Source organism: Nonomuraea sp. CA-141351 (assembly GCF_050944675.1).
In the GTDB taxonomy this organism is placed as follows: Bacteria; Actinomycetota; Actinomycetes; order Streptosporangiales; family Streptosporangiaceae; genus Nonomuraea.
Genome location: NZ_CP191982.1, coordinates 2,081,234 through 2,099,660, shown reverse-complemented (window position 1 = coordinate 2,099,660; position 18,427 = coordinate 2,081,234). Strand labels below are relative to the sequence as shown.

12 protein-coding genes are annotated in these 18,427 nt (G+C 71.4%); 5 read left to right on the top strand and 7 right to left on the bottom strand.

The window, feature by feature from the left end; all coding sequences use genetic code 11:
* Positions 1-69: 69 nt before the first annotated feature.
* The 3 genes from rho to thrC form a co-directional block, all read right to left on the bottom strand.
* Positions 70-2,109, bottom strand: a complete 2,040-nt coding sequence (rho, locus tag ACQPWU_RS10380; protein WP_433438622.1) for a transcription termination factor Rho — start codon at positions 2,107-2,109, stop codon at positions 70-72.
* Between the two features lie 457 nt (positions 2,110-2,566).
* The gene (gene thrB, locus ACQPWU_RS10375; RefSeq protein ID WP_433438621.1) at positions 2,567-3,454 is read right to left on the bottom strand and encodes a homoserine kinase; all 888 of its coding nucleotides are present in this window, start codon (positions 3,452-3,454) and stop codon (positions 2,567-2,569) included.
* Positions 3,455-3,501: 47 nt separating this feature from the next.
* Complete coding sequence (gene thrC / locus ACQPWU_RS10370; RefSeq protein ID WP_433438620.1) at positions 3,502-4,560, bottom strand: threonine synthase; 1,059 nt, start codon at positions 4,558-4,560, stop codon at positions 3,502-3,504.
* Between the two features lie 156 nt (positions 4,561-4,716).
* Between thrC and ACQPWU_RS10365 the strand changes: the two genes are divergently transcribed.
* Positions 4,717-6,213, top strand: coding sequence for a glycosyltransferase (locus tag ACQPWU_RS10365; RefSeq protein WP_433438619.1), 1,497 nt, complete (start codon positions 4,717-4,719; stop codon positions 6,211-6,213).
* A gap of 220 nt (positions 6,214-6,433) precedes the next feature.
* On the opposite strand, the gene ACQPWU_RS10360 is transcribed toward ACQPWU_RS10365, so the two are convergent.
* Complete coding sequence (locus ACQPWU_RS10360; RefSeq protein ID WP_433438618.1) at positions 6,434-8,077, bottom strand: glycosyltransferase; 1,644 nt, start codon at positions 8,075-8,077, stop codon at positions 6,434-6,436.
* Complete coding sequence (locus ACQPWU_RS10355; RefSeq protein ID WP_433438617.1) at positions 8,074-9,147, bottom strand: glycosyltransferase family 2 protein; 1,074 nt, start codon at positions 9,145-9,147, stop codon at positions 8,074-8,076. Before ACQPWU_RS10355 ends, ACQPWU_RS10360 begins: the two co-directional genes overlap by 4 nt.
* Before the next feature lie 234 nt (positions 9,148-9,381).
* Here ACQPWU_RS10355 and ACQPWU_RS10350 point away from each other — a divergent pair, with 234 nt between their 5' ends.
* The 4 genes from ACQPWU_RS10350 to ACQPWU_RS10335 are packed head-to-tail and all read left to right on the top strand — an operon-like array spanning position 9,382 to position 15,651.
* Positions 9,382-9,819, top strand: coding sequence for a hypothetical protein (locus tag ACQPWU_RS10350; protein WP_360698351.1), 438 nt, complete (start codon positions 9,382-9,384; stop codon positions 9,817-9,819).
* Entirely contained in the window at positions 9,816-11,318 is a 1,503-nt protein-coding gene (locus ACQPWU_RS10345) for a glycosyltransferase (RefSeq protein WP_433438616.1), read from the top strand. The genes ACQPWU_RS10350 and ACQPWU_RS10345 overlap by 4 nt, the downstream gene beginning before the upstream one ends.
* Entirely contained in the window at positions 11,315-13,981 is a 2,667-nt protein-coding gene (locus ACQPWU_RS10340) for a glycosyltransferase (RefSeq protein ID WP_433438615.1), read from the top strand. The genes ACQPWU_RS10345 and ACQPWU_RS10340 overlap by 4 nt, the downstream gene beginning before the upstream one ends.
* The gene (locus ACQPWU_RS10335; RefSeq protein WP_433438614.1) at positions 13,978-15,651 is read left to right on the top strand and encodes a glycosyltransferase; all 1,674 of its coding nucleotides are present in this window, start codon (positions 13,978-13,980) and stop codon (positions 15,649-15,651) included. Before ACQPWU_RS10340 ends, ACQPWU_RS10335 begins: the two co-directional genes overlap by 4 nt.
* Here the strand turns inward: ACQPWU_RS10335 and ACQPWU_RS10330 are convergent.
* Positions 15,648-16,937, bottom strand: coding sequence for a homoserine dehydrogenase (locus ACQPWU_RS10330; protein WP_433438613.1), 1,290 nt, complete (start codon positions 16,935-16,937; stop codon positions 15,648-15,650). The genes ACQPWU_RS10335 and ACQPWU_RS10330 overlap by 4 nt on opposite strands.
* Positions 16,934-18,316: a diaminopimelate decarboxylase gene (lysA, locus tag ACQPWU_RS10325; RefSeq protein ID WP_433438612.1), complete on the bottom strand. Its 1,383-nt coding sequence runs from the start codon at positions 18,314-18,316 to the stop codon at positions 16,934-16,936. Before lysA ends, ACQPWU_RS10330 begins: the two co-directional genes overlap by 4 nt.
* Positions 18,317-18,427: the final 111 nt, after the last annotated feature.

Below are 18,427 nucleotides of genomic sequence, written 5' to 3'. Positions count from 1 at the left end.
GCGACGCGGTGTGAACGGAAAGGGGCGGCAGGGGATGAACCCCTGCCGCCCCTTCAGTGCCGGGAGCCGCTAGTCGCGGTCGTTGCTCACCGTGGTCTTCTGGACCTGCAGGAGGAACTCCGCGTTGGACTTGGTCTCCTTCATCTTCTCCAGCAGCAGCTCGAGCGCCTGCTGCATGTCCAGAGCGTGCAGCACCCGCCGCAGCTTCCAGACGATCTGGAGCTCGTCCTTGCCCATGAGGATCTCTTCCTTACGCGTGCCGGACGCGTCCACGTCCACCGCGGGGAAGATCCGCTTGTCGGCCAAGGAACGGTTGAGCTTGAGCTCGGCGTTGCCGGTGCCCTTGAACTCCTCGAAGATGACCTCGTCCATCTTGGACCCGGTCTCGACCAGGGCCGTGGCGAGGATCGTCAGCGAGCCGCCGTTCTCGATGTTGCGGGCGGCGCCGAAGAAGCGCTTGGGCGGGTAGAGCGCCGTGGAGTCGACACCACCCGACAGGATTCGGCCGGACGCCGGGGCCGCCAGGTTGTAGGCGCGGCCGAGGCGGGTGATCGAGTCGAGCAGGACTACCACGTCGTGGCCCAGCTCCACCAGGCGCTTGGCCCGCTCGATGGCGAGCTCGGCGACCGTGGTGTGGTCCTCGGCGGGACGGTCGAAGGTCGAGTGGATGACCTCGCCCTTGACCGACCGCTGCATGTCGGTGACCTCTTCAGGCCGCTCGTCCACGAGCACGACCATCAGGTGGCACTCGGGGTTGTTGCGGGTGATCGCGTTGGCGATGGCCTGCAGCACCATCGTCTTACCGGCCTTGGGCGGCGAGACGATGAGGCCGCGCTGGCCCTTGCCGATCGGCGAGACGAGGTCGATGATCCGCGTGGTCAGGATGTTGGGCTCGGTCTCGAGGCGCAGGCGCTCCTGCGGGTAGAGCGGCGTCAGCTTGTTGAAGTCGGGCCGGTTGCGGGCCTGCTCCGGGTCCATGCCGTTGACGGTGTCGAGGCGGACCAGGGCGTTGAACTTCTCGCGCCGCTCGCCGTCGCGGGGCTGCCTGACGGCGCCGGTGATGACGTCGCCCTTGCGCAGGCCGTTGCGGCGGATCTGGGCCAGCGAGACGTAGACGTCGTTGCTGCCCGGCAGGTAGCCGCTGGTCCTGACGAACGCGTAGTTGTCGAGGATGTCGAGGATGCCGGCGATCGGGATGAGCACGTCGTCGTCGCCGATGACGGGCTCGCCGCCCTCGAAGCGGTCGCGACCACGGCCGCGGTTGCGCTCCCTGAAGCGGCCCCTGCGGCCACGGCCACCACGGTCGTCGTCGTCGCCGCCCCGCTGGTCACCGCGCTGGTCGCCCCGCTGGTCACCGCGCTGGTCACCGCGCTGGTCACCGCGCTGGTCACCGCGCTGGTCACCGCGCTGGTCGCCTCGGCCGCCCAAGTCGGCGGCGCGCTCGCGCTGCTGCTCGCCACGCCCGCCGTCGCGGCTGCTCTCAGGTCGGCCGCCCTCACCGCGGTCGCCGCCCGAACGGTCGCCGCCAGAGCGGTCACTGCTGCTCGAACGGTCGCCACGCTCGCGGCGCTCGCCGCGGCCGCGGCGCTCGCGGCGGCTCTCGCCGCGCTCGGCTCGCGTCTCGCTCTGGCCGCTGTCCACGGCCGGGGCCTGCTGCTCCACGACCGGCTCTGCCGGAGCGGCAGCGGCGACGGGCTCGGGGGCCGCGGCCACGGGCTCCGCCGGCTGTGCGACGGGCTGCGGAGCGGGCTCCTCGGTGGTCTTGGCGCGGGAACGTTCCCTGCGTGTACGGGTGGGCCGCTCGGCGGCAGGCGCCGCGTCCGCCGCGGCAGGAGCCTCGGCCGCCGGAGCGGGGGCCGGTGCGCCTTCGCCGGAACCGCCACCCTGCTTCTCCTGGATGGCCGCGATGAGCTGGCTCTTCCGCATGCGCCCGGTCCCGCTGATGCCCAGCTCCGCTGCCATCTTCTGCAGCTCGGGCAGCACCTTGGCGGACAGGCCGGTGCCGGAGCGACGCGCACGGGTGGTCTTCGCCGGTGCGCGGGTGGGGGTGTCGCCGGACGCCGGCTCAGCGCCTGATGCGTCGGAGAGGAGTTCGGTGGTGTCGCTCAACTAAAAGGTCCTTCCCAGGGGTCGGGCGCCGGTTTCGTTCTGCCGGGCGTCCCGGAGGTGCTTGCGATCCGGCGGGACAGACCGGGTCGGGGTGCACTCTGCGATCTTCGGCTGTCGCTTTGGACGGCCGCCACTCTTGGGGAGGGGCTCGTCCAAGCCGCCACAGGGCCGTGGCGCGTGGCTGACACCCCTCAGATTGCTGTCGCCAACCAGATGTCGATGTGTCTCGAACGCGCAGGTCCCCGTCGTCGCCGCCTCGTTTCGAGCCAACCGGGTGTGGGCCAACCGGAGGCGACGGATTCCGGGGAGACAGCCGCGCTGCCCACGCCTCGCGACGTGAAGCATGATGCAGCGATGTGTGGCTGACAAGCACGCACCCACCAAGGGGGCATCTGGTGCGGCTACCAGCCTAACATCACCAGCGCACACGGCTATTCCCTGAAGGTCTAAAGAGGCATCAGCGTGTCTCGGGGACCTGAACGTTCGCACCAAACGGGTCGACGTCCATTAGCTGGATGTGCCAGTCATTACCCACTTCTGGCGCGATCAAATCCTGCGTATCCGATGTCGAAAACGCAAGAACCGTGGGACCCGCTCCCGAAACGACCGCGGCCACGCCCACAGCACGGAGACGTTCTACCAGATTCGCGGTGTCCCGCATGGCAGGCGCGCGATAGTTCTGATGGAGTCGATCTTCGGTGGCGGCAAGCAGAAGCCCTGGCTCCGGGCACTGGGTCAACGCTGCGATCAGCAGCGCGGCCCGCCCGGCGTTGAACGATGCGTCCTTGTGGGGCACGTCCTTCGGCAGTAGTCCCCGTGCGGTCTCCGTGGCCAGCCGCGTCGATGGCACGGCCACGACTGGGCGGATGCGCTCATCAGGGACCAGTTTCACCATATGCGGTGCCCCCGTGTGGTCGGACCAGGCCACCGTCAGCCCGCCGGCCAGGCAGGGGGCGACGTTGTCCGGATGGCCCTCCATCTCGGTGGCCAGCGCGAAAACCTCGCCGTCCGAAAATTGTTCGCTCTCAGCCAAAGCGCGGGCGGCCAGGATGCCCGCGCAGATCGCCGCCGACGAGGATCCCAGCCCGCGCGCGTGCGGGATCCTGTTGTGGCAGCGCAGGCGTATCCCGTCGGGCTGGCCGACCCCCATGCGGTCGAACGCCGCCCGCATGGCCTTGACGACGAGGTGCCCTTCGCCGAGATCGACCTCCCCGGCGCTCTCGCCGTCCACGATCACGCGTGTCCCGGGCTCGTCGGCGAGCGTGGCCTCGACGTCGTCGTACAGGCTCAGCGCCAGCCCGAGCGCGTCGAAACCCGGCCCGAGGTTCGCCGAGGTCGCGGGCACGCGAACCTGAACGGTCCTCCTCAACTTTTGCCTCCCCGTGCTCGCCGTCAGGCGAGGTTGAGCGCCGCCGCGGCGGCGTGAACGTCGATGGGGATGACGACGGGCGCGGGCGCGCCGGAGATCGCCCAGTCGGGATCCTTCAGCCCGTTGCCCGTGACCGTGCAGACGATGCGCCGGCCCGGGTCGACGAGCCCCTGCGCGTGGGCCTGCAGGAGCCCGGCGACGCTGGCCGCGGAGGCCAGCTCGACGAAGACCCCCTCTTCCTGCGCCAGCAGTTTGTACGCCGCCGCGATCTGCCTGTCGGTCACCGCCTGGATGACGCCGCCCGACTCGTCGCGGGCCGCGGTGGCCAGCGACCAGGAGGCCGGATTGCCGATGCGGATGGCGGTGGCGATCGTGTGCGGATGGGCGACGGGAGCGCCGTGCACGATGGGCGCCGCGCCGCTGGCCTGGAAGCCGAACATGCGCGGCCGCTTCGTCGCCACCCCGTCGGCGGCGTATTCCTGGTAGCCCATCCAGTACGCCGAGATGTTGCCCGCGTTGCCCACCGGGATGCAGTGGATGTCGGGCGCGTCACCCAGGGTGTCGACGATCTCGAACGCGGCCGTCTTCTGTCCTTGAAGCCGGAACGGGTTGACCGAGTTGACCAGGGCGATCGGGTAGCTGGACGACAGCTTGCGGGTCATCTCCAGGCAGTCGTCGAACGACCCCTCGACCTGCAGCAGCGTGGCCCCGTGGACGAGCGCCTGGGCGAGCTTGCCCATGGCGATCTTCCCCCGCGGCACCAGCACGGCGCAGGTCAGCCCGGCGCGGACGGCGTAGGCCGCGGCCGAGGCCGAGGTGTTGCCCGTGGAGGCGCAGATGACCGCCTTGGCACCCTCCTCGACCGCCTTGCTGATGGCCATGGTCATGCCGCGGTCTTTGAAGCTGCCCGTCGGGTTGGCGCCCTCGACCTTCAGGTAGACGTCGCACCCCGTCAGGGCGGACACGCGGTGCGCGGGCACCAGCGGCGTGCCGCCTTCGAGCAACGTGATGACAGGCGTCTTCGTGGTGACGGGAAGACGCTCACGGTATTCCTCGATGAGGCCACGCCACGACCTGCTCATGATGGCTCCCTACCTGCGGTGTTCGGCACCGAGTGTACGGGGTGTGGAAGACCGGCGCGGAGCCGTGTCCACGGGCCGGACACATCCATTGGACAGGGGCACTATTCAGGAAATTCTCAGCATCTCCCGATAAGGTCTCGGCAGGGGGTCACCACCATGGACGCGCGTCCTGCTTTGAGGCAGAACGACTATTCACCGATAGCGGCGCCGGAGCTCGGCGCCTGGTCACCCGCCCTTTCCGTGAGCGTGGTGATACCGGCTCACGGCGGGCAGGACAAGCTCGACCTGACGCTGGCGGCGCTGGCGACGCAGACGTACCCGGACCATCTCATGGAAGTCCTCGTCGTCGACGACGGCAGTGAGCCGCCCATCCGGCTGCCCGAGATCCGCCCGTTCAACACCCGCGTCGTACGGGTGCGCGACGGCTGGGGGATCTCCAACGCCGTCAACACCGGCGCCAAGGCCGCCGACGGCGAGATCATCCAGCGGCTCGACGCCGACATGGTGGCCTGCCGCGAGCACATCGAGGCACTGGCCCGGTGGCACCACGTGACGGACTACCTGGTCACGATCGGGATGAAGAAGTTCGTGGACGCGCCGCCGGTCACGCCGCGACAGGTCTACCAGGCGGCGCACCTGGGAGAGCTGTTCGACCTGGCCGCGGCCGTGTCGAGCTCGACCGAGGCGACGATCGCCAAGACCGACGGGCTACGCAAGAGCCGCAATCCTTATCACGTGTGCACGGGGCCGACTTTCGCCCTTCCCAGAGAGGTCTTCCACGCCGTCGGCGGTCTCGACCCGGCCGTGGTGCGCGGGGAGGACACCGAGTTCTCCTACCGGCTGGCCATGCACGGCGTGGTGTTCATTCCGGACATGGACGCGCAGGCCGTACACCTCGGGCTGCCCGCGCAGCACCGCGACAGGGAACGCGCCGTGCGGGCCGTGGAGCCGTACCTGGCACACCGGATCCCGCTGCGCAGGGATCTGCGCAAGGACCGGGGGCGGCGGTGGCTGGTGCCGTACGTGGAGATCGTGCTCGACGTCACGGACACCTCGGAGTCGGTGGTGCGGCAGGCGGTGGCGGCGGCGCTGGACAGTAAGCTGCAGGACGTGGTGGTGACGCTGGTGGCCCCGTGGTCGCGGCTGAACTCCTCGCGGCGCTCGGTCCTGTCGGATCCGTCCTTCGAGATGCGGCTGATGCGTGACCTGTTCGCGCACGACGAACGCATCCGCCTGATCGACGAGGCCGCCCCGACGCCCGCGCCCACGCCGTTCCGCTACCGCGGGCCTGTGGACGTGCCGCTGCACCGGGCGACGCTGGAGCGCATGATCGAGTCCGTGCAGAAGGATCTCGCGGGGATGCTGATCGTCGACCTGCCCGACGGGCGCACGGCTCGCCTGGAGCGCACCTCGGCCCTCGGCCGCGCCGCCCTCCTCGCCGCCCCCGGGGCTGACCTGGACGACATCATCGCCACCACCCACGGCGTACGCCACGAGGCCCCGGACCGCTTCTGGCCCGCTCCCGCTCAGCCCGGCCCGGTGACCATCCCGGCTCCCGCCGCGACCCCTGCCCCGGCCCCGGTGACGGTTTCCGCGGCGCCGGCGGAGAACACGCTGCTGCGCCGCCTGAAATCCGCCCTCCGCCCCAACTGACGCTTCCGGGCACAATCCCTCAAGAGGGTCGCCGCGCCGCTCAAGGGCGCACCACCACACAAAGCGCGCGCCATCACGAAAGGGCGGACCGCCGCGCGGGGCGCACAAAATTCCGCACAGTCGCACAGACGTGCATCAGCGTCGCACGCGTGGCATGGGCGCGCCGCCACGCGAGAAGGCACGTAGCGCGGTGGCGCGGCGAAACGGGCCGCGCCGCCGATCAGCCGCGCAACCGCTTACGCAAGGCGCGTTTCATCGTCGTCGACACCAGGGCCCGGAGGCCCTGCTGGGCCCGGTTGGCGGCGGCCAGCTGCCTGCGCAACGTGCCGACCTCGCGCCGGAGCTCCACCGCCGACTTGCGCCAGCGCCCCGCCTCATCCCGCCACTTGGCCACCTGCGCCCGCAGCCGCTCGGCCTCCTTGGCCAGGCGGGCCGCCTCCGCCTGGGCCTCCACCCTGGCCCGGTACGCCCCCCGCCGCCCGAGCAGGGGCGCGGCCTCGGTGGTGAACCCGTAGGTCTCGCCCTCCACCCAGGAGACGCCCGACACCGCGTCCACCACGTCGTCGAAGTCCTCCCCAGGAGCCGCCACGAGGTGGGCCCTGGCGAAGGCGGACGTGCGTTCCAGGCGTGCCGCCACGACGCCCCCGGACGACTCGTGGAGCAGCACGTTGACCAGGCCCAGGCCCTCGTCGCGGGCCAGGTCGAGCAGGCGGGCGAGCGAGTCCTCGCCGGGGATCCAGCCGGGCGGCAGGCGCAGCACGAACGGCACGGCCGGGTCGACGGACTCCGTGGGGTACAGGCGTACCCGGCCCTCGTGCCGGTAGTGGCCATGGACCAGCACCAGCTCGAGGTCGGGGTCCTTCAGCGGCGCGCGGCGGTCGCGCTCGAGGGTGTCCCAGGGCCCGAGGAGAAGCACGAAGATGTCGGGAACGGTGCCGGCGAGCAGCGCGTCCACCGTGGCGCGCACCGCGTCGTAGCCCGCCGTGCCGTCCACCACCACGGTGACGTACGGGACCTTCCACTGCCGCCCGGGATGTCCGCGCAGCCAGCGGTAGGACGGGATGCGATCGGCCACGAACGCGTGGCTCACCCGGTCGATCGGCTGCTTGTCGCGCATCCGCATCGTTGGCCCGAGGTGGTACGCGCGCGCCGCCGGCTCCGGCACGAAGACCGCGCCCGCCTGGCTGAGCCGGTAGCCCATCTCGGTGTCCTGGCCCAGGATCAGCTCGTCGTCCATGGGGCCCGCCGCCTCGACGAGCCGGGCGTTGACCGAGGTCGCGCCCCCGACATGGAGGCTGAACGGGCGCTGGGGGTTGTCGGTGAGGCCGTTGGTGCGCTCGACCAGGTCGACGATCCAGGCGTGCGGCTCGGCGGGTTCGAAGTGCTTCTCGAGGTCGCCGGGGAGCTCGGGGGGCAGCTCGGCGTCGGTGAACCGGATGTAGCCGGTCACGACGAGGTAGGGGGCGGCGTGGTGCCAGCGCATGTGGGCCTCGATCGCGCCCGGGGTGAGCACCACGTCGGAGTCGAGCCAGTGGATCACATCGCCCGTCGCATGCGCCAGGCCCGCGTTGCGGGCATTGGCACGGCCCGGCTCCGTGCAGACGATCAGGCGCGTGCGCTTGGGGCGGACTGCGGGCAGGCGCAGTGGGGGCGTGCTGCCGTTGTCGACGACGATGACCTCGGTCAGCTCCGCCGGGTACGTCTGCCTGGCCAGCCCGGCCAGCACCAGGTCGAGCTTGTCCTGCCCGCCGTAGGCCGGGATGACGACGCTGACTTTGAGCTCAGGGGTGAAGTCATCAAGGAGGGGCTCGAGGACCCGGTAGTCATTGCCGCGTACCTTCAGCGAGCCGTCGACACGCGTCATGCGGCTTCCATCAGCAGGCTCGGGCGGAAGCCGCGCCACTGGTTGACGGCCACCTTGAGGAAGTGGGCCAGCGGCAGCTGCCAGGTGTGCTCGTCGCTGAGCCCTCTGCGCAGGACGTAGCCCAGCCCGTGAGTACGGTAGACGCGCGCACCGGCCTTTTGCGCCAGTTTCAGGAATTCAAGATCGACACCCCGCGGTAACCAAGGAAATCCGCCGATTTCCCAAAATTTCTCCCGGGATACCAAGATCGTCCCTCCCGCCACGTGGTCGGTCCACACCTCGCTCGGATAGGCCGCCCCGCTGGCGAACGTCGTCCGCCGCACCGTCGCCCGCAACGGCTCCAGATAGAAGAACTCGGCCGTCGTCCCCACCACATCCGCCCCGGAGTACGACAGCGCCATGAACAGATCGCCCAGGTGGCGGGGCCCGTACCAGTCGTCGTCATCCCACTTCGCCAGGTAGTCGCCGCTCGCGAGCGCCGCCACCCGGTTGAGCACCTCGCCGAACGGCACGGACTCGGGCGCCTCTACCCATTTCACAGGCAGCGAACAGGACTCGACCGACTCGCGTACCTCCTCGAACCCCACCCCATGCAGCCCGAGCAGCACCTCGACCTCGACGTCCCGCTGCGGCTCCATCTGGGCCAGCGCCGCCCCCACCAGCTTCGACCGCTTGCTTGACATGACGATGCTGATCTTGGGCTGGGAGACGGGGTGCGCCAGGCGGCGCAGGCGTACGCTGTGCTCCTCCCTCCGCAGGTCGGCCAGCGAACGCGCGCTGCCGTCGGCCGCGTGGCCGAGCCAGTCGCGGTCGGTGAGCAGCGAGGCGAGGTCGCCGGGCACCCAGGGCGCCGCCCGGTCGGCGGTTAGCGGGATGCCGGCCGCGGCCAGGCGCAGCAGGCCGTCCAGGGGCACCTCGGCGGCGGGCCACTCGATCTCCAGTCCGCGCAGCGGGCGCAGCGCGGACACGTCGGGTGCCTGACCCTCGACCGCCCAGCCGCCATCCGCCCAGTGCAGCCGGGCCAGCCCCTTCTCCGGCGTACGCGCGAAGCCGCAAGGGGTGATGGACATGGGCCTCCTCGGGACTCGGTCGGCGCCTACCTTACGCCGGTTTTACTGACCGGTAGACCCTGCCGCCACATTCGGAAGGCCCTACGCCGCAGGTGAAGGCGACGTGATTCTCAGTTTTCCTCCAGGAACCTGTGGCACGGTAGGGATCGATGTTTATTAAGGTGTCAATAATCCCGAGATGTCTCTGACGCCTCTGATGTCCGATAAGCGTTGAACTACGAAAGGTATGCGCGGATGCTCTCGCCCCGCCGACTGGCAGCGACCGCCGCAATCCTTGCAGCTCTGACCATCGGCGTTCTCGCGCTGCTCGTACTCGCCGGCCTGATCACTTTCGGCGCGGCCGCGGCCACGGTGGCCTTCCTGGTCACGCTGGCGGCCCTCGCGTTCCTCGTGCTCACCGTGCGCCGCCTCGACGGCAAGGCGCACCGGATCGACCTGCGGATCAAGAAGTACGAGGCGGAGCTGGCACGGACCACCACCGCGCTGAAGAACATCGAGACCCGGCTGGACCTGCTGGTGCAGGCCGTCGAGGACTCGGCCGCGCGGCGGGCCGACGACCTGGGCGCGATCCTGGCCTCGCTCGGGGAGGACCGGGTGAACGCCATGGCCCGGGCACGAGAGGTGGAGGAGCTGCGCGAGGAGGTCCGCGCGCTGGCCAAGGACTCCGTATGACGCGGGTCAGGCACAACGACTACGGGGTGCTGCGGCCGCCCGCGGTGGGGGCGTGGGAGCCCTCTCTGCGGGTCTCGGTGGTCATCCCGGCTTACAACTGCGCGGAGGCGCTGGAGCGTACGGTTCCGGCGCTCGCGCGGCAGACGTACCCGGCCGAGCTGATGGACGTGGTGGTCGCGGACGACGGGTGCGAGCCGCCGCTCGACGTGCCGGGCGCTCGGGTCGTACGGGTGGCCGGCGGGTGGGGGCGCGGCGCGGCCAGGCAGGCGGGGCAGCTCGCGGCCACCGGGGACGTGATCCACTGGCTCGACGCCGACATGCTCCTCGCGGACGACCACATCGAGGCGCACATGCGCTGGCACCACCTGGTCGACTACGCGGTGGTGATCGGGGACACGCGGTTCGTGGAGGAGCCGGGCGAAGAGGGCGTCCAGTCCGAGTACACGAGGAAGACCCTGGAGTCCTCCAGGCGGCTCAAGGACGCGGGGGCGAGCGCGTACCTGCTGCACACGGGCGCGTCCACGTCCGTACGGGCGGATCTGCTCCGCGCGGCGGGCGGCGTGGACACGTCCCTGAACATGGCCGAGGACACCGAGCTCGGCTACCGGCTGGCGCAGGCGGGAGCGGTGTTCATCCCCGATGCGGAGGCCAGGGCGTGGCACGTCGGGCCCTCCACCGTGATGCTGCGCGAGAAGGAGGTGCACCGGCACAACTGGTCCTACCTCGGCGACCTCATCCCCGACCTGCGCTGGCTGCGCAGCCATCCCAGGCGTCACTGGCGGGTGCCGTACGTGCGGGTCGTCGTGACCGCGACCACGTACGAGGAGACGCGGGCGACCGTGGACTCGGCGCTCGCGGGCACCCTCGCCGACGTCGCCGTGACGCTCGTCGGCCCCTGGGACAAGCTGACCGATGAACGCCGCTCCAACCTCGACGACCCCTTCCTCGACCTGCGCCTGCTTCACAACCTCTACGCTCACGAGCCCCGGGTGTCGTTCGCGCAGAGCGTACCCGTCTCCGCCGCACCCGCCCCCTTCCTGCTCAGCGTGCCCACCGGTTGGGTGCTGGGCGCCGACACGCTTTCCAGGCTGGTACGTCACGCGGACCGCGACCTGCTCGGCCTCGTCAGCGTCGCCCTGTCGGAGGGCGCGTCCGGGGTCGTGGCCGCTCGCCTGGAGCGCACGGCGGCGTTCGCCCGCGCCTCCCTGTTGGATGGCGGGGCCGATGACCTGGTGGACGAGATGTTCGGGTCCGAGTGGGTCAGCGGGGCCGAATACGCTTTCGCGGCGGCGGCGGAGGAGGCCGAGCCGCTGGCCGGGGATCCCGCGAAGTGGCGGGCGCTGGCCGGGGAACGGCTGAGGGAGGTCAAGGAGCTGCGCGCCGAGGTGGCGCGGCTCGCGGCCGAGGTCGAGCGGCTGTCCGCCGCGCCGCCCGCCGATGACCAGGAGGGCCGTGGCGGGTTGAGCTCGCTGTTCAGGCACCTGCGGAGCGCCGGATGATCCGGGAGTTGCTGGCGGAGCTAGGCGGGGCGCGCGTCTTCTTCGCCGGAATCGACGACGTCGCCCCGATCTACGACGCCGCCGCCAGGCCCAAGGGGTCCTCCGATCGGACGCGGGAGGTCGTGGACCTCGACCGGCACCTCCTGGAGCCGGCCGCCGAACCCGAGCAGGCGAGCGAGGTTCTCGTGGTGGCCAGGACGCCGGCCGACCTGCGCAGGATCGCGACGCTGCACAAGCTGTTGCCGCAGGCCGAACGGGTGGTGGTGGCCGTGCTGGACACGCCTGCCTCGCATCCCGCACCGGTGCCCACGCCGACGCCCGCACACCGATGGCGGTCTTTGACGGACTTGCGGGTGTACCAGCCCAGGAACCGGGTCTGGGTAGTCGATGCCCGTTTCTCCGCGCCCACACCCGCGGGCCGCACCGTGACGGCGACGGCGCGGGCGTTCGCGGGACACCGTCTCGACGTCATCGCGGCCCCCGCGGCGGCGATCGCGGGCGTCGGGGCGGCCGACTGGCGCCCAGGCGACCCGAACGCGACGCCCGCCGAGGTCACGGGGCCGGTGCCTGAGCGGGTGGGCGCGCCGGGCAGCGACGTGGTGCTCCGCACGCTCGGGCACCCGCGCGCCTTCGACCCCGACCACGCGCCCACCGGCGAGGCCGCCGGCCCCGCACCGATTCGCGACGCGGAAAGCGCCACACGGTCCCAGGACGCCGATTCCGCCGCGCGGTCCCAAGACGCGGGCGCCACACGGCCGGGCGCCGCAGCAGGAGCCAGGCACGAGCGCGGTGAGGGAGCCGCAGGCGAGGGCGCCTTCCTGCGGGACGACGAGACGCCCAACCGGGCGCGCACCAACGACGCCGGAGGCGCTGCGCAGACCGTGGGCGCATGGGGCGAGGCGCGAACCAACGGCGCCGGGGCCACGGCGCGACCCGACGATGCCGGGGGCACGGCAGGCGCGGCGGCGCAGGACAACGGCGAGGGCGCTCTCGCGTGGAGCGACGAGACGCCCGACCCGGCGCGCACCAACAACGCCGGAGGCGCTGCGCAGACCGAGGGCGCATGGGGCGAGGCGCGAACCAACGGCGCCGGGGCCACGGCGCGACCTGACGGCGCCGGAGGCACAGCGCAAGGCAACGGCGAGGGCGCCCTCGCGTGGAGCGACGAGACGCCCAACCCGGCGCGCACCAACGACGCCGGGGGACCGGCGCGGGCCAAGAGCCCCGGAGGAGGCGCGACGCGGGCTGGAGGCGCCGGGGGCTCGGCGGGGGCCAAGGGCGTTCACGGCGGCGCGCGGGCCGGCGAAGCGGCACGGCACGGTGGCGCAACGGAGGGCGGCGACGTCCTGGCCGGCGAGGCGGAGGTCGTCGAGTGGGCCGGGGACGAGACGCCCATTGAGCGTCCGACGCTGCGGGCCGTGAGCTGGGAGCGCCTCGGGCGCCCGGGGATGGCGGACTCGCCGCTGGCCGACCCCGACGTGCTGGGCGAGCCCTCCATGATCCCGCCCGTGGACGAACGGCTCGTGAACCCCCAGGGCTTCGTCACCACCCCCTCCCGTGGCATGGCGTCGCTGGCCGAGCGGGACGGGCGATGGTCGGTGGTGCTGGACGGGAAGGTCGTGACGTCGTTCGCCGAGTCCGGCGGGGTCACCGACGCGGACGTGGCCAGGTTGCGGCAGATCCGCGGCGTCGAGGTGGACTGGCGGCACGCGCACAGCGGTCCGCTGGCCGCCGTACGGGTGCTGGCCGGGCTGGCCGCAGCCGGGGTGCCGCTGCGGGCGGAGGCGGTGCCGCGATGGGCTGGCGCACTGGGTGACGAAATAATCAGGCTCATCGAGCTTTGCCCGGATATTTCGGATGATCTGCGGCGCGAGGAGCACAGCATCCGCCTGCGCCGCGCCGCACTTCGTACCCACGGCGTCGCCGCACGATGGGAGCAGCTCGGCGCCCCCGCCCCCGCTCCCCCGCTCACCTCGGTCCTGCTGGCGACCCGCCGCACCGACATGGTGTCGTTCGCGCTCGACCAGATCACCCGCCAGCGCGGCGCGCAGCTCGAAGTGATCCTCGCCCTGCACGGCGTCCCCAAGGGCCACCCGGACGTGGCGAAGGCGATCGCGGCGTTCGAGGGCCCGCTGACCGTGCTCGAGGCCGACCGCCAGGCCGTGTTCGGTGAGGTGCTGAACGAAGCTGCCGCGCGGGCCTCGGGGTCGTTCCTGCTGAAGATGGACGACGACGACTGGTACGGCCCCGACTTCCTGTCCGACCTGCTGCTGGCGCATTCGTACTCGGGGGCCCAGGTGGTCGGCACGGTGCCGGAGTTCGTGTATTTGTCGTCCATCGACGTCACCGTGCACCGCAAGCAGGTGACCGAGCAGATCACCAGCTTCGTCGCCGGAGGGACGATCCTGGTGGAGCGGTCGGCGTTCCAGGCGGTGGGCGGGTTCCGGCCGTTGCGGCGCTCGGTGGACACCCAGTTCCAGGAGGCCCTGCAGGCGGCGGGCGGGCAGATCTACCGCACCCACGGGCTGGGCTACATCCTGCGCAGGGGCCCGGCGGCCAACCACACGTGGCAGGAGCCGATCGGGACGTTCCTGCAGCGCAACAGGCAGCAGTGGCGCGGCTTCCGCCCGAACGCCCTCATGGCCATGGACGGGACCCCATGACAGGCATTCCGCGCATCCGGCGCAACGACTTCGGCGTCCTCACGCCGCCCGCCCTGGGCGAATGGGAGCCCACGCTCAGCGTCACGGTCGTCATCCCGGCCCACGACCGCCAGGAGACCCTGGACCTCACGCTGGCCGCGCTCTCCGCCCAGAGCTACCCCGAGCACCTCCTGGACGTCATCGTCGTGGACGACGGCAGCACGACCCCGCTCTGCCTCCCGGAGATCGTCCCGGCCAGGACCAAGCTCATTTCCAGCCCGCCCGGCGGCTGGGGCCGGGCCTGGGCCGTGCAGGCGGGCCTGGACGCCGCGACGGGCGAGGTCGTGTTCGTCCTGGACGCCGACATGGTCCCGCACAGGCAGCACGTGGAGGCCCAGCTCCGCTGGCACCACCTGGCCCCGTACGTGGTGGCGCTGGGCTGGATCGACTTCACCGCCACCATCGAGCTCCCGACGCAGGAGCAGGTACGCCAGGCGCTGGAGACGGGCACGGAGGGCGACCTCTTCCCCCTCGCACCGCACCGCCACGACTGGGCGGAGCAGATCATCCGCGACCACGACGGCCTGCGTACCGCCTCCAGTTCGCTGGCCACCCGCGTCCACGTGGGCGCCACGGTGTCGTACCCAGCCGCGCTGCTGCGCTCGATCGGCGGCATGGACACGTCCCTGGTCCTGGCCGAGGACACGGAGCTGGGCTACCGCCTCACCCAGGCTGGCGCGGTGTTCGTGCCGGACCCGGAGTCCCGTACGTGGCACATCGGGCTCCCGACGGCGATGCGGGACTTCGCGGCGCTGAAGCGCTACAACGACCCGTACGTCGCCGACCTGGTCCCCTACCGCCGCTACCTCCGCACCGACCCCGGCCGCCAGTGGCTGGTGCCGTACGTGGACGCGACCGTGCAGGCCGGCTCGTACGAGGACGTCCGGGCGACGGTCGACGCCCTGCTGGCCGGCTCGATCCAGGACATCAGGGTCACCGTCCCCGGCCCCTGGGACGCGTTGACCGCCGAACGCCGCTCCCCGCTCACCGACCCGTACCTCGACCTCCGCCTCATCCACGCGAACTTCGCCCACGACCCCCGCGTCCGCCTGACCGGGCCGCTCGAGGGGACTCCCCCGTTCCAGCTCTCGGTGCCGCCCGGCTGGGTCCCCTCCAAGGACACGGTGGAACGCCTGGTGGCCCACATGGAGGAGCACGACCTGGGCGCCCTCTGCGTGGCCCTGGAAGAGACGGCGGAGGGCGTCACGGCCGCCCGGCTGGACCGTACGGCGGCCCAGTCACGAGCCGCGCTGGTGGCCGCCCCGGACGACGACTGGGACGACCTCCTCGACGCCCTTTTCGGCCTGGAGTGGCTGGACGGGGAGAGCTGGGGGTTCAAGCGCCGCCCGGCGGTCTATCCGCCGCGCAAGAGGCCGGTCTCGGAAGTCGCCAAGCTCACAGCCGAGCACGACAAGGAGATCGCCCTCTATCGCAAGCGCGTGGCCGCACTACGGGCGGAGATGGCGCAGTTGCGGCGGGAGGCGGGCAAGCACGGCAGGGACGCGGCCCGCTGGCGCGAGAAGGCCGAGGCCTGGCGCAGGGAGGCGGTCCGCCTCGCCCGCGCCCAGAACCGCACGGTGCTCAAGAGAGCCGTCCGCAAGGTCCGCGGCCTGGCCTTCCCCGACGGTTAGTCGTCGCCCTCGACGCGCATCACGCTGGCTATGGCGCGTACGATGTCCAGCTCCCGCAGCCCCTCCATGGTCGCCGACAGCGCCGCGTCGGTGGCGCGGTGGGTGACGATGACGAGCTGGGCGTCGTCCCCGTGCCCCTCCTGGCGCACGGTCTGGATCGACACGTCGTGCTTGGCGAACAGCTCGGCCACCCGCGCCAGCACGCCCGGCTTGTCGGCAACGTCGAGAGCCACGTGGCAGCGCGTGACCGTGTCGCCCATGGGGTGGGCCGAAAGGTCCGCGTACGTGGACTCCTCCGGCCCTCTCGTGCCCGCCAGGCGGTTGCGGGCGACGGCCACGAGGTCGCCGAGGACCGCCGAGGCGGTGGGCGCGCCGCCGGCCCCCTTGCCGTAGAACATGAGCTGCCCCGCCGACTCCGCCTCCACGAAGACCGCGTTGTACGCCTCCCGCACCCCCGCCAGCGGATGCGTCCGCGGGATCATCGCCGGGTGCACCCGCACCCCGAACGAGCGTCCGTCGTCGGAGCGGGCGCAGATGGCCAGCAGCTTGATGACGTAGCCCATGGCCTTGGCCGAGGCCACGTCGGTGGCGGTGATCTCGGTGATGCCCTCGCGGTGCACGTCGGCGGCCGTGACGCGGCTGTGGAAGGCGAGCCCGGCCAGGATGGCGGCCTTGGCGGCGGCGTCGAAGCCCTCGACGTCGGCCGTGGGGTCGGCCTCGGCATAGCCCAGGGTCTGGGCCTCCTCCAGGGCGTCGGTGAAGGAGGCGCCCGTGGTGTCCATCTTGTCGAGGATGTAATTGGTGGTGCCGTTCACGATGCCGAGCACGCGCTTGACGTGGTCGCCGGCCAGCGACTCGCGCAGGGGGCGCAGCAGCGGGATGGCGCCGGCCACGCTGGCCTCGAAGTAGAGGTCGCCGTTGCCCTTCCTGGCGGCCTCGTGCAGGGTGGCGCCGTCCTCGGCCAGCAGCGCCTTGTTGGCCGTGACCACCGACTTGCCCCTGGACAGGGCGGAGACGATCAGCGTGCGGGCAGGCTCGATGCCACCGATGACCTCGATCACGATGTCGACGTCGTCGCGTGTGACCAGCGCCTCGGCGTCGGTGGTGAGCAGGTCGGGATCCACGTCCACGTCGCGCTTGCGGCCGAGCCGGCGCACCGCGACCCCGGCCAGCTCCAGCGGGGCGCCGATGCGCGCGGTGAGGTCGGCGGCCTGCTCGTGCATGAGCCTGATGACCTGCGAGCCGACGACACCGCAGCCCAGGAGAGCCACTTTCAGCGGTTTCACAGCTGCCCCCTCAAGAGGTCGTCCTCGGTCTCGCCCCGCACGATCACCCGCGACTCGCCGCCGGAGACGGCGACCACGGCGGGCTTGGGCAGGTAGTTGTAGTTGCTGGCCAGCGAGCGGCAGTAGGCTCCCGTCGCTGCCACCGCGATCAGGTCGCCCGGCGCGAGGTCGGCGGGCAGGTGAAGATCGCGGACGATGATGTCGCCACTCTCGCAGTGCTTGCCGACCAGGCGGCTGAGCATGGGCTCGGCCGTGCTCTCGCGGCTGGCGAGCACGGCGGTGTATTCGGCGCCGTAGAGGGCGGTGCGGACGTTGTCGCTCATGCCGCCGTCGACGCTCACGTACGTGCGCAGGCCCTCGACGTCCTTGATGGTGCCGACGTCGTACAGGGTGATGCCCCCGGACCCGACGATGGTGCGCCCCGGCTCGACGGTCAGCCTGGGCACGGGCAGACCGGCGTCCTTGCACACCTTGGTGACGATCTCGCGCAGGCCGTCGGCCAGCTCCTTGATGTCGGGCGCCTCGTCGCCCTCGACGTAGGCGATGCCGTAGCCGCCGCCGAGGTCGAGCTCGGGGAGCACGACGCCGTGCTCCTCCTTGATCTGCACGAGCAGCGCCGTCAGGCGCCTGGCCGCCACCTCGAACCCGGCCGTGTCGACGATCTGGGACCCGATGTGCGAGTGCAGCCCGACCAGCTCGAGCTGCGGGAGGGCGAGCACGCGGCGTACGGCCTCGGCGGCGGCCCCGGTGTTGAGCGACAGCCCGAACTTCTGGTCGTCGTGCGCCGTCGCGATGAACTCGTGCGTGTGCGCCTCGACCCCGGTGGTCACCCGGATCATCACCTTGGGCCGCTTGCCCAGCTGCTCGGCGAGGTAGCCGAGCCTGGCGATCTCCTCGTACGAGTCGGCCACGATGTGCCCGACCCCGGCCTCGAGAGCCCTGGTCAGCTCGGCGACGGACTTGTTGTTGCCGTGCATCGTGATGCGCTCGGGCGGGAACCCGACGCTGAGCGCGACCGCCAGCTCGCCGCTGCTGGCCACGTCGAGCCCGAGGCCCTCGTCGTGGAGCCAGCGGACGATCTCCTTGCACAGGAACGCCTTGCCGGCGTAGTGGACCTCTGAGCCCGCGAAGGCCGTGGCGTAGTCGCGCATGCGCGAGCGCACGTCGGCCTCGTCGAGGACATAGAGCGGCGTGCCGTGCTCGCGGGCCAGATCGCGCACGTCCACGCCGCCGATAGTGAGCGCGCCATCGGTCCGGGTCGACGTTCGGGGCCAGATCGCGGGGTTGATCCGGTTGAGGTCGGCGGGCGCCACCGGCGGGCGCTCGTGGGGCAGCATTTCTGCATGCCGGTCCCCGGCGGGATGGACGAATCGGCTCACCCGATCGAGGCTATCGGAACAGCAAGTGAGCCATGACCCACTGACCACGTATCGAGACACGATCAAGCCCTGAAAGGGATATTTTTCCGATTTTTCGCCGTTTGGCCGGAT

Bases quoted from the DNA above. Each gene is read 5' to 3' on its own strand.
- ACQPWU_RS10340 (WP_433438615.1), top strand. From the start codon at position 11,315: ATGATCCGGGAGTTGCTGGCGGAGCTAGGCGGGGCGCGCGTCTTCTTC.
- ACQPWU_RS10355 (WP_433438617.1), bottom strand. From the start codon at position 9,147: ATGTCCATCACCCCTTGCGGCTTCGCGCGTACGCCGGAGAAGGGGCTG.
- thrC (WP_433438620.1), bottom strand. From the start codon at position 4,560: ATGAGCAGGTCGTGGCGTGGCCTCATCGAGGAATACCGTGAGCGTCTT.
- ACQPWU_RS10345 (WP_433438616.1), top strand. From the start codon at position 9,816: ATGACGCGGGTCAGGCACAACGACTACGGGGTGCTGCGGCCGCCCGCG.
- ACQPWU_RS10350 (WP_360698351.1), top strand. From the start codon at position 9,382: ATGCTCTCGCCCCGCCGACTGGCAGCGACCGCCGCAATCCTTGCAGCT.
- ACQPWU_RS10335 (WP_433438614.1), top strand. From the start codon at position 13,978: ATGACAGGCATTCCGCGCATCCGGCGCAACGACTTCGGCGTCCTCACG.
- ACQPWU_RS10360 (WP_433438618.1), bottom strand. From the start codon at position 8,077: ATGACGCGTGTCGACGGCTCGCTGAAGGTACGCGGCAATGACTACCGG.
- ACQPWU_RS10365 (WP_433438619.1), top strand. From the start codon at position 4,717: ATGGACGCGCGTCCTGCTTTGAGGCAGAACGACTATTCACCGATAGCG.